At 66.4% G+C, this 14893-nt stretch carries 14 protein-coding genes; 8 read left to right on the top strand and 6 right to left on the bottom strand.

What is annotated here, in order from left to right:
* Nucleotides 1-35: 35 nt before the first annotated feature.
* Nucleotides 36-368, top strand: a complete 333-nt coding sequence (cmtR, locus tag LRX77_RS09850) for a Cd(II)/Pb(II)-sensing metalloregulatory transcriptional regulator CmtR (RefSeq protein ID WP_231832731.1) — start codon at nt 36-38, stop codon at nt 366-368.
* A complete protein-coding gene (locus tag LRX77_RS09845; protein WP_231832730.1) occupies nt 350-1090 on the top strand; it encodes a cation transporter in 741 nt (246 codons plus the stop codon). The genes cmtR and LRX77_RS09845 overlap by 19 nt, the downstream gene beginning before the upstream one ends.
* Before the next feature lie 48 nt (nt 1091-1138).
* Here the strand turns inward: LRX77_RS09845 and LRX77_RS10555 are convergent, their stop codons facing one another.
* The 4 genes from LRX77_RS10555 to LRX77_RS09830 form a co-directional block, all read right to left on the bottom strand.
* Nucleotides 1139-1915 (bottom strand): ATP-binding cassette domain-containing protein, encoded by a 777-nt coding sequence (locus LRX77_RS10555; protein WP_331716162.1) that lies wholly within the window; start codon nt 1913-1915, stop codon nt 1139-1141.
* A 145-nt stretch (nt 1916-2060) separates the two neighbouring features.
* Nucleotides 2061-2684 carry an ATP-binding cassette domain-containing protein gene (locus LRX77_RS10550; protein WP_331716161.1) on the bottom strand — a complete coding sequence of 208 codons (624 nt, stop codon included), beginning with the start codon at nt 2682-2684 and terminating at the stop codon, nt 2061-2063.
* Between the two features lie 298 nt (nt 2685-2982).
* A complete protein-coding gene (locus tag LRX77_RS09835; protein WP_231832729.1) occupies nt 2983-4221 on the bottom strand; it encodes a DUF3500 domain-containing protein in 1239 nt (412 codons plus the stop codon).
* 151 nt (nt 4222-4372) lie between these two features.
* Nucleotides 4373-5236, bottom strand: coding sequence for an NUDIX domain-containing protein (locus tag LRX77_RS09830; protein ID WP_231832728.1), 864 nt, complete (start codon nt 5234-5236; stop codon nt 4373-4375).
* Nucleotides 5237-5449: 213 nt separating this feature from the next.
* Between LRX77_RS09830 and LRX77_RS09825 the strand changes: the two genes are divergently transcribed.
* From LRX77_RS09825 to dld, 3 genes are all read left to right on the top strand, one after another.
* Complete coding sequence (locus tag LRX77_RS09825; protein ID WP_231832727.1) at nt 5450-6454, top strand: SPFH domain-containing protein; 1005 nt, start codon at nt 5450-5452, stop codon at nt 6452-6454.
* Between the two features lie 5 nt (nt 6455-6459).
* Nucleotides 6460-7365 carry a hypothetical protein gene (locus tag LRX77_RS09820; RefSeq protein ID WP_231832726.1) on the top strand — a complete coding sequence of 302 codons (906 nt, stop codon included), beginning with the start codon at nt 6460-6462 and terminating at the stop codon, nt 7363-7365.
* A gap of 281 nt (nt 7366-7646) precedes the next feature.
* A complete protein-coding gene (gene dld / locus LRX77_RS09815; RefSeq protein ID WP_231832725.1) occupies nt 7647-9362 on the top strand; it encodes a D-lactate dehydrogenase in 1716 nt (571 codons plus the stop codon).
* Between the two features lie 234 nt (nt 9363-9596).
* On the opposite strand, the gene LRX77_RS09810 is transcribed toward dld, so the two are convergent.
* Nucleotides 9597-10232, bottom strand: a complete 636-nt coding sequence (locus LRX77_RS09810) for a dihydrofolate reductase family protein (protein ID WP_231832724.1) — start codon at nt 10230-10232, stop codon at nt 9597-9599.
* A 303-nt stretch (nt 10233-10535) separates the two neighbouring features.
* Between LRX77_RS09810 and LRX77_RS09805 the strand changes: the two genes are divergently transcribed.
* Nucleotides 10536-10841, top strand: coding sequence for a DivIVA domain-containing protein (locus LRX77_RS09805; RefSeq protein WP_231832723.1), 306 nt, complete (start codon nt 10536-10538; stop codon nt 10839-10841).
* Between the two features lie 17 nt (nt 10842-10858).
* On the opposite strand, the gene LRX77_RS09800 is transcribed toward LRX77_RS09805, so the two are convergent.
* Nucleotides 10859-11212: a YchJ family protein gene (locus tag LRX77_RS09800; protein ID WP_231832722.1), complete on the bottom strand. Its 354-nt coding sequence runs from the start codon at nt 11210-11212 to the stop codon at nt 10859-10861.
* Between the two features lie 112 nt (nt 11213-11324).
* On the opposite strand from LRX77_RS09800, the gene LRX77_RS09795 reads away from it, so the two are divergent.
* Both LRX77_RS09795 and LRX77_RS09790 read left to right on the top strand, forming a co-directional pair.
* Nucleotides 11325-11555 (top strand): SCO4848 family membrane protein, encoded by a 231-nt coding sequence (locus LRX77_RS09795; protein ID WP_231832721.1) that lies wholly within the window; start codon nt 11325-11327, stop codon nt 11553-11555.
* 12 nt (nt 11556-11567) lie between these two features.
* Nucleotides 11568-14873 carry a DEAD/DEAH box helicase family protein gene (locus LRX77_RS09790; protein WP_231832720.1) on the top strand — a complete coding sequence of 1102 codons (3306 nt, stop codon included), beginning with the start codon at nt 11568-11570 and terminating at the stop codon, nt 14871-14873.
* The last annotated feature ends 20 nt before the right edge of the window (nt 14874-14893 follow it).

The following is a 14893-nucleotide window of genomic DNA, read 5'->3' as shown; positions in this document are numbered from 1 at the left end:
TTGCGATTGGTCAGCCTTAGCTGTATGGTCAGCGCATGCTGACTTATGCTTCTCGAATCGACGTCATGAATCGCCTGGGGCGTGCGATGGCCGATCCCGCCCGGTCGCGCATCCTGCTGTCGCTGATGCAGAAGCCGGGGTATCCGGCTCACCTGGCACACGATTTGGGCCTCACCCGAACAAACGTCTCGAACCATCTGGCCTGCCTGCGCGGGTGTGGCATCGTGGTGGCCGAGCCAGAAGGTCGACGCACCCGCTACGAGATAGCCGACCCGAATCTCACAACTGCCTTGGACGCTCTGGTCGACGTCACTCTGGCGGTCGACGAGGGTGTGCCCTGTATCGACGAATGTGCGAGGGCGCTGTGACGACGCTTCTCACCTGGGAACGTTCTGTGGTTCTGCGCAGACGCATCAGAATCATCGTCGCCATCACAATCGTCTGGAACATCGTTGAGGCGACGGTCTCGCTGCTCGCCGGCCATGCGGCTTCGTCGGCCGCGCTGATCGGGTTCGGTCTTGATTCGGTCGTAGAGGTACTCTCCGCGGCTGCGATCGCCTGGCAGTTCGCCTCGCCGACCCCAGAGCGTCGGGAACGTACGGCCCTGCGTGTCATCGCGCTCTCATTCTTCGGGTTGGCCCTCTACGTCGCGACAGATGCGCTCTTGACGCTGTTCGGCGTGCAGCAGCCGGAGCACTCGCAGGTTGGCATCGTCATTGCAGGCCTCAGCCTCGTTGTGATGCCCGTGCTGAGCTGGTTCGAACGGCGCACCGGCCGTGAACTCGGCTCTGCTTCTGCTGTGGCCGACTCGAAGCAGACCCTCATCTGCACGTATCTCTCTGCAGCGGTACTGGTCGGCCTGCTGCTGAACAGCCTGTTGGACTGGGGCTGGGCTGATTCGGTCGCCGCTCTGGCCATCGCCGCGTTCGCATTTCGCGAGGGCGTCGAGGCGTGGCGTGGTGACGGCTGCTGTGCATCAGCGGCGGCGAACGCGCTGGCCGCAGACGAAGCGGATGCTGAGTGCCACGACGGTTGCTGCGCGCAGTACGACGCTCCTCGCCGAGTATCGAGCAAGGCAGCGGGCGAATGATGAGGCAACTGTGACGGCCGCGCCGGCACTCGACCCCTGACTCGCCCATCAGCGTCGGGTCAGCAGTCCCGCGGCGTCGAGCAGCAGCTCCACATCGAGGTGCAGGCGTTCGAGAAACGCCCGATCGTGGCTCACCACGATCACCGCACCGCGATACGCGTCGAGTGCCTCGACCAGCCGGTCGACACTCGCGATGTCCAGGCTGTTCGTCGGCTCATCGAGCACGAGCACCTGCACCGCGGGAGTGGCCAGCAGCACCTGCGCCAGTGCCACACGAAAACGCTCGCCGCCGGAGAGCGAGGCGAGCGGAGCATCCACCATGCGACCGCGAAGCAGCAGACGCGCAAGCTGATTGCGTAACTCGCGATCGTCCAGGCCCGATGCGAAGCGCGCCACGTTCTGCGTCACGCTCTCGTCGTCGTGCAGGGCGGCGAGCTGCTGCGAGAGATAGCCGACGTGGTCGACGAAGAGCTCGCCGTGCGCCGCCTTCGCCCCGTCAACGTGCGGCTTCGCCTCGCCCTCCTCAGTCCGACCCGCGAGCATCGTGCGCAGCAGCGTCGACTTGCCGACGCCGTTCGATCCGGTGAGGGCGACACGCTCCGGGCCCTGCACCACGAACTCGCGCCCGTCGGCACCGGTCAGGCATGCGATGCGGCGTCCCACCTGAACATCGGGATCGGGCAGCTCGATCACGATGTGTTCGTCGTCGCGCACCCGCGACTCGGCGGCGTCGACGGCGCGCTGGGCGGTATTCACCCGATCGTCGAGCGTGCCACGACGGGCGGCCTGCGCCTTCTCTGCCGAGTTGCGCCGGTCGTTGATCACGGCTTTGACGAACTTGCGGTTGGCGGCGTCTTTGCGACCCCGCCGCTCGGAATGCGCGATGCGCTGCTCAGCCTGAGTGCGCTGTCGACGCTCGGCCCTCAGCGTCTGCTCGGCCGACCGAAGGGCCTGCTCGGCGGCCTGCTGCTCATTGGCGACGTGGGCCTCCGATCAGACGGTAGACCTGTTCGCGGGCGTCGGCGTCGAGATCGTTCGTGGGCTCGTCGAGCAGTGCGACGTCAGCGCGGGAGCGCTGCACCGCGAGCTGCATTCCGACGATGGCCGCGAGCATCGTCTCGCCGCCTGAGAGTGTGCCGACGGTGCGATCGAGGATGCTCTGGTCGTGGTCGTCGCTGCAGTGGTCGGGCGTGAACGTGTCGTCGTCGGATGCCGTGGTCGTCGCCGACGTCAAATCGACGCCGACCGCTGCGAGGGCTGCGATCGCCCGCGCCTCGACATCCCAGTCGTCGCCGATGCGCTCGAAGAGCCCGGGGGCGACACCGCCGCGCTCCACCGCAGCGATCGCATCGAGCACCGCGCGCACACCGAGCAGCTCGGCGACGGTCTGGCCGGGGTCGAACCGCTGGGGCAGACACGCGACGGTGCCCGAACGAGTGATTCGGCCATCCGTCGGCTGCAGGCGGCCGGCGAGCAGCGCGAGTGCGGTCGACTTGCCGGCGCCGTTGTCACCGATGAGGCCGGTGCGGCCGGGCGGGAACGCGGCTGTCACGTGCGTGAGGAGGTCGCGGCCGTCTGGCCAGGCGAAGCTCACGTCGTGCAGTGAGTGCGATGGCGGATGCAGGCGTGGCGGGACGAGGGGAGCGAGAGGTGGGCAAAAGGGGTCTCCAGAATGTCAGAGGATGCTGACACGAGACGGGACCACAGGCGGCGCAGGGTCGGTCAGCGATGGATGCTGGAACCGAGTGCCCTCAACGTGTCGCCTTTGCGCTTGATCTCTTCTCACCGCGGCCGTGTGCCGCAGAGATGCTGGTGCCACGGTAGTCGAGACGTGTGGCGCGTCGCAAGCCCTGCACTCTCAGCCGGATTCTCGGGGCCGGCGGCCCGAGCCGTCAGGCAGGGCCCGCACCGCGGGGCGCTCCGCCGCCCATCGTGTTCGACGCCTTCTGCTGCGTGACGCTGTTCGCGTAGTCGTTCGTCGGGTCTCGGTAGATGCTGTGCACGTGGCCCCATCCCGAGGTGGTCACCCCATCGACGTCAGCACCCGCAGATCCGGGCTGGGCTTCCAGCGCGACGTACACGTTCGGTCCCGAGATCGAGAAGGAGATGCCGTTGCCCTTGCTCATGTCGTAGGTCGTTTCGCCGCGCCACGCGATCACGGTCGTATCGAGAGTGGCTTCGATCTTCGCCAGAGCGGCCGCGTTGGTCTCGTCGTCGGCCATACCGGCCCAGTTCGCGATGAGGCCCAACAGCAGCTGCTTCTGATCATCGGTCAGGTCGGCGCCGGTCAGGCCTGATCCTGACGTGAAGTCGCAGGTGTCACCGGGTGCGCAGAAGGTCACATCTCCTGAGGTCAATGTCGTCTGCTGCTCGCTGGTGAGACTGTCGAAGAACGCGAATGCGTCGGTGTAGATGCCGTCGAAGGGCTGCACCTGCTCTCCGCTGGCGTTCGTGTAGACGGCGGGCTGCACGCCGAGATGCGTCGGAGCGAATGTGACGGTGTGGGCACCGCCGTTGAGATCGGCGTTGATGCCGAGGTGATGGCCGCCGAACTGCACCGCCCATGCCGCGGTGTCTGAGGGGTCGCCGAAGAACGCGATGTAATACTGCCCCAGCGACTGCTCGGTGCTGCTGCTGTTCTCATGGAGGTATTCGTCACCGCCCATGATGCCGACTGCGGTCTTGTACGCCTCGTCGCTCAGCAGCGACTGGAGCACGGCAAGCGCTGCCGTCCGCTGCTCATCGGTCAGGTCGCTGAGATTCACGCCCGCGCGTTGCACGAAGGTGACCGGGAAGTTCGACCATGACGTCGACTTCGTCTCGTCGTCGTAGTCGTGGAGAACGGTCTCGCGTTGCTCGTCAGACAGCGTCGCGAGGAATGCCTCAGCCGCGGCGGCGGTCGAGCTGATCGTCTCGGCTGTGGTCGAGGTGGCGGCGCTGGTGGTGCTTGTCTCGGTGGTCGTGGTCTCGACCGGGGTCGTTGCGGCTGAGGTCTCGCTCGACGTGGTGGCAGCGGTGCACCCGGCCAAGGTCAGGCCAGATACCAGGGTGACCGCGATGGCACATCCGGTGATCTTGCGATACCAAGAGCGGCGGGCGGTGGACTCGTCGGTGCTTTTTCGTGTCATCATGCACATGACGCTACGGACCCGGCATGGAGAGTTCCTTTGCGGTTCATGTGGGAGAGCTGTGTTCGAAGGCTGTTGGAGGGGAACCTCGGTGCTTCGGAATCATCTCTTGACCGGTGCGGCGGTTGACCGTCAGCGGGATCGCCCGTGAGAACTAGCGTGAGCGCATCAGCGGCGGATTCAGCACTCCATCTGTGACATCGGTGCCGGGTGCCCGACGATAGAGGGCGGCCGGGCGGCCGACCGCCTGTGCCCGTGACGAACCGGTCGCCTCGAGAAAACCGGGCGTTCCGACCGCCTTGCGATGAAAGTTGCGAGCGTCGATCGGCGCGCCCCAGACGGCCTCGTACACCTCGCGCAGCTCGGCGATTGTGAACTCGGGCGGGCAGAAGGCCGTCGCCAAGGGGGAGTATTCGATCTTCGCTCTCGCACGTTCGACCCCGTCGGCGAGAATCTGCGCGTGGTCGAAAGCCAACTGGGGCTGGGAAGGGGTGAATCTCTGCGTCGACACAGGCGTCTGCGATGCTGTGCGCGCCGATGCCTGCGCAGGTTGAGCGGCCTTGTCTCCCAGCACCTTCGCGACATCGTGCCACGCGACTTCAGCGGCATCGCCGCCGGCGCTCGGCACGTCGAACGCGGGTGCCAGCGCGAGGTAGGCGACTGACAGCACCGGCCCGCGTGGGTCGCGGTGCAGTGGGCCATATGTGCGCAGCTGTTCGAGGTGGCCGCCCATCGCAGCGCTCTTGTGCGGAATCAGGCTCAGGCTCGCCTGTGCGCCGTCGTCTCGCTTCTGACCCGGCAGCAGGCCCGGCTGCACGCCGGTCTCTTCCTCGAGCTCACGTCGCGCGGCGTCTTCAAGAGATTCGTCGGCGAGCACGAAGCCTCCAGGCAGCGCCCAGCATCCTCGAAACGGGTCGAGCATGCGTTCGACCAGCAGCACCTGCAGACGTTGGTTGCGCACGGTCAGCGCCACGACATCCACCGTGACGGCGATGTCGGCTGCAGTGCGAGGTATCACCGCTGAGCCAGCGCCACCACAAGAATCGGCTCGTGTTCCAGCGTGTTCGCTGGCCACGGCATCAGCATCATGACGAGGTCTGCTCATTGCCCGCTGGCGTGGGTTCTCCTTGGCGAACATACCCACAGCATAGCAGTTATCGTCACCTTGACAGTATCTCGCGATGTCGTTATCGTCAGAATGACATAAATAACCGCGACGAAGGAGCACATCATGGCGACCATCAAGACGCTTCCCGGCATCCGCCGCTTTCTCGGCACGTCGACCGGCTACGTCGTGCACCTGCGCAAGGGGCAGCTCGCTCACGAAGGCGTCGGGCAGGCCTTCTGGTTCTCACCGGTGACCTCGGTGCTCAGCGAGGTGCCCTCGGACGACCAAGAGCTGCCGCTCATGTTTCACGCCATCACCGCTGATCACCAGGACGTCACCGTGCAGGCCAATGTGACCTTCGGCTTCGTCGACCCGGTCACCGTGTCGCAGCGCCTCGATTTCGGCATCTTTCCGGTCAAGGCCGATGCCACCTCGACTGGACTGCAGCAGGTCACCACGATCGTGGGCCAGGTCGCGCGCAGCATCGCCGTCGACCACCTCGCGACGATGTCGCTGCAGAACGCCCTGCGCATCGGCATCGGTGAGGTGCGCGCCGCACTGGCCGACGGCCTGCGGGCTGACACGCGGCTGCAGCGCACGGGTCTCGCGGTGCTCGGTGTGCACGTGCTGGCGATTCGACCCGAGGCCGACGTCGAGGTGGCCTTGCAGACGCCGGTGCGCGAGCAGCTGCAGGCCGAAGCCGATCGCGCGACCTACGAACGGCGGGCCCTCGCCGTCGAGCGTGAGCGGGCGATCTCAGAGAACGAGCTGGCCAGCAGCATCGAGCTGGCCAGCAGACGCGAACAACTGGTGGTGCAGGAAGGCGCCAATGCACGTCGGCAGGCCGAAGAGGCGTCGGCCGCCGCGCTCGTCGAGACTCGAGCGGCGTCTGAACGACGCGAGATCGACGCGGCATCCCGAGCGCAGGAGGTGAGTGTCGTAGGCGCTGCCGAGGCCGAGCGCGAGACCGCCAGACTCGCCGCGTACCGCGACGTCGATCGGCAGACGCTGATGGCGCTGGCGCTGCGCGAACTCGTCGGCTCTGGCTCTCTGCCGAAGATCGACAGCCTGACGATCACGCCCGATCTGCTCACCGATGTGCTGAGCGCTTTCACCGGAAGGCGGTGAGCGCCATGCGCAGCAGGGCCGTGGTGGTCTACCGGCGAACCGAGCTCGACGACCTGCTCGATCGCCACGGAACCCGTGGGCAGGCCGAGTTCTTTCTGCGCACCCGCGGCCGCACGCTCGCAGAGGTGCAGCGCCGCCACGATGCGGCTGCTGCAGCGCGCGCGGCCGTCGCAGGCGGGCTGCCCGACGGGTGGGCGCTCGCCGAGGTCGAGCGTGAGGATCTCAGCCGCTTTCTGATGGCTCCTGAGGACGTCGCAGTCGTCGTGGGGCAGGACGGTCTCGTCGCGAACGTGGCGAAATACCTGGACGGCCAGTTGGTGATCGGTGTCGATCCGGAGCCAGGTGTCAATGCAGGTGTGTTGGTGCGGCACTCGGCTGACGAGGCTCTGAGACTGCTGCAGTCGCCGGAATCGGCCGAGATCTCTGCGCTCACCACTGTCGAGGCGCAGCTCGACGACGGTCAGCGCCTCTGTGCTCTGAACGAGGTGTTCGTGGGGCACCCGTCGCATCAGTCGGCCAGGTATAGCCTGCAGGTCGGGGAGCGCTGCGAGCGGCAGTCGTCTTCGGGGCTCATCGTCGGCACCGGCACCGGAGCCACCGGGTGGTGCGCATCGATCGCCCATGATCGCGGTGGCCGACGCCTGCCCGCGCCGACTGATGAGCGTCTGGCCTGGTTCGTGCGTGAGGCGTGGCCGTCGCCGACGACTGCAGTGAACCTTGTCGAGGGGATGCTCGGCGGGGCCGTCGGCACCGGCGGCGGCCGCGAGGGTGAAACCGAGCTGGTGGTCACCGTCGAATCAGACCGGCTCATCGTCTTCGGCGACGGCATGGAGGGCGATCGTCTCACGGCGAGCTGGGGCCAGGAGGTTCGCGTCGGCCTCGGAGCTCGTCAGCTGCGCCTCGTCGTGTGACGGGGCTTCGTGAGGGCTCGCGGGGTGCAGAGGGCGGCCGACGGGTCGCGCGACACGCGCGAACTTGCATACAACATGTATCTCACAGAAATACAGCGCTGCCCGCATATGGTCTGGCCACAAGGCAGAGAGAGTGCCCTGACGTCCGTTGCACCTGCTTGACAGCCCATGCTCAGCACCGGAAGATTGCTAGTGGCCGTACCACGATGCACGGCAACACTCCCCTGCAATGGCGCGTCGAAAACGCGATGCGGGAGCAACTATCGACAGAAAGAACTGAGATGACTCCCTCTCAAGAGACAACGGGCGCAGAGCATCAGGCGATCGGTGCCTTCAAGAGCATTGTCGGCGCCGAGAATGTGCTGACGTCAGAGCGCGCCACGATGCCGTTCAGCAAGGGCTACCGCTTCGGCGGCGGCCCCATCTTCGCAGTGCTGCGGCCGACCACGCTGGTTCAGATGTGGAAGGCGCTGCAGGTCTGCGTCGACAACAACTTCATCGTCATTCCGCAGGCCTCGAACACCGGCCTGACCGGTGGCTCGGGCCCGGGCTTCCAGCCCTACGATCGCCCGATCGTCGTCATCTCGACCCACCGCATCAACGAGGTGCACCTCATCAACGACGCCCGCGAGGCAATCTCGCTCGCCGGCACCCCGCTGACGCACCTGACCGAAGAGCTCGCCAAGCACAACCGCGAGCCGCACTCGGTGATCGGGTCGACATCCATCGGCGCCTCGGTCATCGGCGGCATCTCGAACAACTCGGGCGGCAGCCAGATTCGCAAGGGCCCGGCGTTCACACGCGAGGCGATCTTCGCCCGTGTGAACGAGCAGGGCAAGGTCGAGCTGGTCAACCACCTCGGCATCTCGCTCGGCGACGACCCAGAGGTCGCTCTCGACCGCCTGCAGCGCGGCGACTGGTCGGCCGCAGACGTCACCCCGGCGCCCGCAGACAGCAGCGAGACCGAGTACGCCGAGCACCTGCGCAAGATCGAGCCGACCCCCGCCCGTTACAACGCCAACCCCGAATACCTCTTCGAGGCCTCGGGCTCGGCCGGCAAGCTCATGGTCTTCGCCGTGCGCACGCGCACCTTCCCGCTCGAAGTGAACCCCACCATGTTCTACATCGGCACGAACAGCACTCATGAGCTCGAAGAGATTCGCCGCATGTTCCTCGAGGCCGACATGCCGCTGCCCATCTCAGGTGAGTACATGGGCCGCAGCGCCTTCGACCTGGCCGAGAAGTACGGCAAAGACACCTATGTGTTCCTGAAGTTCATGAGCGCCGGTCTGCAGACCAAGATGTTCTCGTTCAAGACGTGGGCAAACGGCGTGTTCGGCAAGATTCCGGGCATCGGCCCGACCTTCGCCGACACGGTGTCGCAGGTTGCGTTCGACCTGCTGCCGAACCAGCTGCCGAAGCGTCTGATGGAGTACCGCAACCGCTTCGAGCACCACCTGCTGGTCACTGTGAGCGCCGATCAGAAAGCCGAGAGCGAGAAGATGCTCAAGGCGTTCTTCGCCGAGCCCGAGCACCAGGGCGACTTCTTCGTCTGCACGGCAGACGAAGAGAAGAGCGCTTCGCTGAACCGCTTCGGTGCGGCCAGCGCTGCGACCCGCTACGCGAACATGAAGCGCAAGCACATCTCGGGCCTGATTCCGATCGACGTGGCCCTGCGTCGCGACGACTGGGACTGGCTCGAGGTGCTGCCCAAAGAGATCGCCGATCAGCTGGAGGTCACCGCATACTACGGTCACTTCTTCTGCCACGTGATGCACCAGGACTACGTCGCCAAGAAGGGCGTCGACACCGAGAAGCTGCACGACCAGATTCAGGAGCTGCTCGAGGCTCGCGGTGCGAAGCTGCCGGCCGAGCACAACTACGGGCGCCTGTATCACATGCCCGAGTCGATGGTGGAGCACTTCAAAGAGCTCGACCCGACGAACACCTTCAACGCCGGTATCGGCGGCACATCGGTGAAGAAGAACTGGAAGTAAAGCCAGCAGTTCTGCGGCGTCCTGCTCTGCAGCAGCCCGCTGCGCAGCGCAAGAATCCGCCCGTACGACTTCGGTCGCGCGGGCGGATTCTCTGCGTTTTGGCGGATGCCGGCTGAACGACGCGGCACGAGTCACTACTCGTAGTGAAACCGGCATTGGGCGATGCGGCTCTCATCACCGGTGAGCCGATTTGACGCTCACCTCGCAGCGGAGTCTGACGGTGCAGAAACGATGTCAGCTGTGCCTCGCCCAGAGTCGGCCCGCCTGATCGACCGATGCCGCCTCGTCTGTGCTCGCATCAGACCCGCCGCCCTCCCGCCGCACCGCATACTTGAGCTCCGCGAACCGTCCGATCTGGCGAGTGCCCGTGAGCTCGAGTTCGCGCCAGCTCAGCGTTCGCGGCAGAAACGGCTTGCCCTGTGCCAGCGTTGCCGGCGCGATGGTGACGATGATCTCGTCGAGGGCCCCGGCGTCGGCGAACTGACCCGCCAGCTCGCCACCGCCCACCACCCAGATGTCGCGATCGCCTGCGGCCTCGGAGATCGCCGCGATGTGCTGTTCGACCTCGCCTGAGATCAGGCGGATGTCAGCGCCGGGAACGAGCGGCAGATCACGTGACGTGAACACGTAGGTCGGGTGTTGGCCGTAGAACTCCTGCCAGCGTTCCGGATGCTCCAGCAGGCCACCTTCGCGGAGTATCCACTCATAGGTGGTGGAGCCTTCGACGAGCACTCCCAGACGCTCCTTGAGAACGTCTGCTGCGCCGAATGCGTCTTCTTGCGGCACTTCGAGCAGCCAGTTGAGCGAGTCGTCGGCTGTAGCGAGAAATCCGTTGAGTGTTGAGGCTGCGTAGTAGATGATCTGGGGCATGGAGCCATTCTCACAGACGTGCATCAGGCCCTGCTGAGAAGAATGCGAGCGCGAGAACGTGTAAAGAAGGAATGTCTTTGTTCACAGTCGAGGCCCGCTTCGCCCGTCGTGAACGCGACGAGCTGCACGGCTTTCGCGTGCTGTCCAACGGCACCGTGCGCGAACCGTCCGGCAACCGTTCGCAGGAATACCCGATCGCTGTGTCTCGCGATCAGTCGGTCGACCCACCCGGCATGTCAGCAGCGAACCCTAGACTGAGGCGCAGCGGCGGCCGTCGCTCCATCAACGATTCAGGAGGCACAAATGCCGTATGCATCTGCAGGATCTCAGCCCGGCACCGGCAGACTGACCTCGCCAGAGGTGCTCAGCGTGCGCTTTCGCTTGACGAGGTTCAAACCGGGCTACGCGCAGGCCGCAGTCGACGACTTTCTCGACGAGGTCGCCGCATATCTGCAGCAGATCGAAAGAGGCGAGGAGACGACGGCGACGATGTCGTCTGATCGCCTGCGCAGCGTGCGGTTTCCGATCGTGCGTTTTCAGCCCGGCTATGCGCAGGATGCAGTAGACGACTTTCTCGACGACGTCGCGGCCCGTCTGCCCCTCGGCTGAGGCACCACTGGACTGGGTCACTCAGTCACGTCGCCGTCGAGGTAGACCCAGTGGCCTTCGTCGCGCACGAAGCGCGAGCGTTCGTGTTGAACGCCGCTCTGCCCGCCGGCAACATAGGTGGCGCGAAACTCCACGATTCCCTCGGCATCGTCCGGCCCACCCGCGACGGTGTCGACGATCTGCAGCCCCCGCCACCGAATCTCAGGATCGAATCGAAGCTCAGCCGGCCTCGCGCGCGGGTGCCACGAGGCGAGCAGCCAGGCGGCATCCTTGTGACGGAACGCCTCGAAACGCGACCGCATCAGCGCCTCGGCGGTCTCTGGCCACCTATCGGGCGTGCCGGCCGTCTCATGAGCGGTCTCAGTCGTCATCTCATGAGTCTAGGGCTGTGTGCACGGCGTGTTCGGGGAAACCGCCCAGCTGCAACTCGGCATTTCTGCAATCTCGATGGAGCATCAACACACACCGAACTATGCTGGCGCCATGCTCATCTTCATCTCAGTGGTCTTGCTCGTCAACGCCTTCTTCAACGTGATCGTCTGGCCGCAGTTTCTGCGCCGTGTGACGCAGGACAAGCGCGCTCGGGACGAGAACGGCAAGGCCACGAGCTTTCTGCGGGTGCACCAGATTCTCATCGCGATCGCCTTGACTCTCGCCGCAGTCAGCGCAGTCGGCGGCGTCATCGGTCTGGTGAGCGCGGCAACTGCTGCCTGAGGTGCGGCAGCTGTGGAAAGACGAAAGAAGAAGAGGCCCGCGACCAAGCGAGCCTCTGTCGCATCACCGCAGAACGAACCGTCGTCTGCAGCCGCAGAACCTTTCAGAGGAGCGGGCGCCGATTCACCGCATCCGCTGAACGCCTGGCATTTCAGCGGCACGCTGCGCACCTATCAGCGCGACATTCTGCAGCGCATCGAGTTCGCCGGCCACGAGAGTCTGCACATCGTCGCACCGCCGGGCTCGGGCAAGACTCTGGTGGGAATGCTGCTGGCCATGCGTGACGGCCGGCGTGCCGTCGTGCTCGCGCCGACGGTGACCATCCGCCAGCAGTGGGCGAGAACGGCGAGCGGGCTGGCGGCCAGCACGCCACAGAAGGCTGCCTCGCTCGACCCTGCGGCCTCAGCACCTCCCGATCGTCTCAGCGCCTTCGCGCCCCGATCAGAGACCGCGGTCTCCGAAGATCCGCAGCATCTCGGCGACCTCACGGCCCTGACCTATCAGATGGTCAGCACCGTCGCCGACTCGAAGCCATTCGACGACGTCGCGGCTGAGCTGTGGGTGAACGAGCTCGTCGAAGGCGGACGCACCGAGCACGATGCCCGCGCCTGGCTCTCTGCCCTCGAGCAGAGCAACCCTCAGGCCTGGCGTGCAGGAGTGCGCCGCCGCGCAGCTCGGGCCCGCAAGTCCGAGATCGCAGACGACCCCGCCACGATCGAACGCGCACTGCACCCTAACGCGGTCGCGCTGATCGACCGGCTCGTCGCCCACGGCGTGCGCACGATCATCCTTGACGAATGCCATCACCTGCTCGACCACTGGGCGCTGGTCATTCGGTGCCTCGTCGCGCGCATCCGCGCCACCGGCGACACCCCGCTGCTCATCGGACTCACCGCGACGCTGCCCTCGAGCGAAGATCCGCACTATGCGAACTACGCACAGCTGCTCGGCGAGGTCGACTACGAGGTGCCGACCCCGGCGGTGATCCGCGAGGGCAATCTCGCACCGTCGCGCGACATCGTGTGGTTCACCGAGCCGACTGCCGATGAGCAGCGCTTTCTGCGGCGCCACGACGACGAGCTGCAGCAGCTGATCACCGACACACTTGGCGCGGCAGACGGGCACGACTGGCTGATCTCGGTGCTGCAGCCGCCCGCGTCTGAGTCGTCTGCTGCCATGTCGCCCGATTCTGAGGATGCCCCAGGCGCGTCCCTCGCAGCCTCCCGACCGTCTGCTCTCGACAGTCAGGCCGCCAGAGACGCCGCCCTTGCACGGGCGTTCGACACCGACTTCGATCTCGCCCACGCGGCGGCCGTGATGCTCGCCGATCTCGACCCGAGGCATCCGCTGGTGGGCCGTCTGCCCGCCGGCTCGACCGCTGCTCCGACCGCTGAAGACCGTTTCACCGTGCTCGCGAGGTACGCGCTGCAGCGGCTGCTGATCGACCCCGCGCGCGTAGGCGAGTGGCGGCGGATGCGACGCGTGCTCGCCGACTTGGGCTGGCGGCTGACCGATCGTGGGCTGCGTCGCGGCCGAGATACCGTCGAGCAGGTGCTGGCCATGTCTGCGGCCAAAGATCAGGCCGCCGTCGACATCCTGCACGAGGAGCTGCGCCACGACGGCGAGCTCGTGCGCGCCGTCGTGGTCACCGACTTCGCGACGCACGGGAACTCGCGTTCGCAGCGGCATGCCGCGGAAATCTCGGGCGGAGCGCGCCTGCGCGGTGCCGCAGCCGGGCCGACAGCGGCGTCGGCGGTTTCGGCGCAGAGCGGCGCACTGCGCGCCTTCGACACCATCGCGGCAGACCCGGCCATCGCCGAGCTGCACCCGGTGCTCGTGACCGGTCAACACCTGCGCGTGCGAGCCGACCAGGCCGAGCGCCTGGCGACCGCACTGTCACAGCTGTGCGGGGCGACCTGCACAGTGCGAGGCGGGGGCGAATCCGTCGGAACGACCAGCGCGACGCCGCAGACGGGAATGGCTGACGCATCCGTCGTCGACATCGTCACCGATGCCAGCGCGGCCACCATTATCGCGGGGCTCAACCGTCTGGTCACCGAGGGGCGCGTGCGTGTGCTCGTGGGCACCCGCGGCCTGCTCGGCGAAGGCTGGGACTGCCCCGCGATGAACACGCTCATCGATCTCACTGCGACCGCGACCTCGGCGGCGACGCAGCAGCTGCGCGGGCGAACGCTTCGGCTCGACCCGACGTGGCCGGGCAAGGTCGCCCACAACTGGACGGTCACCTGCCTGCTGCCGGCACGTTCGAAGCTCGACGGCAGCTCAGAGCTCAGCCGGCTGCGCCGCAAACACGAACACCTCTGGGGCGTCGATCTCGAGAGCGAGCGTGAGATCGTCACCGGTCTCGCACCTGCGCTCACAAGCGAGCAGATCGCGCGGCTCCGCGCCAGGCTGGGGCAGGGCGGCGAAACCGGCGGCACAGCCTCGATCAGTGTCAGCCGCGAGCCGGCGGCGAAGCTCACCGCGCGCAGCCTTGCCGCCCTCGAACCGCGGCCCACGACCTGGAAGCGCTGGGGCGTCGGCGAACCGTATGCCGATCAAGAGGGCCAGGCCGCCGTTCTCGGCGACGGGCGCTCCGTCGCGAATCTGCACGAGCCGACGCTGCTCGGCCTCACCGCGGTGCTCTGGGCCGTCGCGTCACTGTTCGCCGTGCTCATGCTGCGAACGCTCTTCAGCTTCGGCCTGTCTGCGGGCAGCCTCATCGCTGCGCTCGTGTACTTCGTGGGCTGCATCGTGGTGCTCTGGCCGCCGACGCTCGATGTGGCGCGACGCATTCGGTATCGAGCGCGTCCAGAGCAGGTCTACCTCGGCGCCATGCAGTCGATAGCAGACACCTTCGCCGACGAGGGCACCACCGAGCGCTTCGGCCGTGCCAACCTGACGGTGGCGCCCATTCGCGACGAGAAGAGGCGGCCTCTCTCGTGGGCACTGGGTGTCAACGGCGGCTCTGAGACTGACCGCCGTCTCATCATGGATGCCGTCAGCGAACTGTTCGGCCCGGTCGAACGCCCGCGTTTCCTGCTGCGCATCGACCGTGGGCCGGTCACGCTGGCCAGCGTTCTGACGGATGGCCCGCTCGCCCTGCTCGATCGTCTGCTGCCCGCCTCGACGCTGCTTGCGGTGCCGAAAGAGATCGGTCGGCGTGCCGAGACCGCGAAGCGCTTCGCAGATCGGTGGAGTCGCACCGTCGGGCCCTGCGAGCTGATTGAGGCGCGTGGGGTCGAGGCCGCACCTCTGATGACCGAGGCGCGTCGAGGGCAGCATCCGATGCCGCAGCGGCGTCAGGTGTGGAGCTGACCTTCTGCTGATAGCGCAGG

Source organism: Pseudoclavibacter sp. 13-3 (assembly GCF_021168475.1).
GTDB lineage: Bacteria > Actinomycetota > Actinomycetes > Actinomycetales > Microbacteriaceae > Pseudoclavibacter_A.
This window is presented reverse-complemented; position numbering and strand designations above follow the sequence as displayed.

What these genes read in the sequence shown, in the direction of transcription:
- LRX77_RS09835 (WP_231832729.1), bottom strand. Translation starts at nt 4,221, where the DNA reads ATGATGACACGAAAAAGCACCGACGAGTCCACCGCCCGCCGCTCTTGG.
- LRX77_RS09820 (WP_231832726.1), top strand. Translation starts at nt 6,460, where the DNA reads ATGCGCAGCAGGGCCGTGGTGGTCTACCGGCGAACCGAGCTCGACGAC.
- LRX77_RS09800 (WP_231832722.1), bottom strand. Translation starts at nt 11,212, where the DNA reads ATGACGACTGAGACCGCTCATGAGACGGCCGGCACGCCCGATAGGTGG.
- LRX77_RS09810 (WP_231832724.1), bottom strand. Translation starts at nt 10,232, where the DNA reads ATGCCCCAGATCATCTACTACGCAGCCTCAACACTCAACGGATTTCTC.
- LRX77_RS09845 (WP_231832730.1), top strand. Translation starts at nt 350, where the DNA reads ATGTGCGAGGGCGCTGTGACGACGCTTCTCACCTGGGAACGTTCTGTG.
- dld (WP_231832725.1), top strand. Translation starts at nt 7,647, where the DNA reads ATGACTCCCTCTCAAGAGACAACGGGCGCAGAGCATCAGGCGATCGGT.
- cmtR (WP_231832731.1), top strand. Translation starts at nt 36, where the DNA reads ATGCTGACTTATGCTTCTCGAATCGACGTCATGAATCGCCTGGGGCGT.
- LRX77_RS09795 (WP_231832721.1), top strand. Translation starts at nt 11,325, where the DNA reads ATGCTCATCTTCATCTCAGTGGTCTTGCTCGTCAACGCCTTCTTCAAC.
- LRX77_RS09805 (WP_231832723.1), top strand. Translation starts at nt 10,536, where the DNA reads ATGCCGTATGCATCTGCAGGATCTCAGCCCGGCACCGGCAGACTGACC.
- LRX77_RS09825 (WP_231832727.1), top strand. Translation starts at nt 5,450, where the DNA reads ATGGCGACCATCAAGACGCTTCCCGGCATCCGCCGCTTTCTCGGCACG.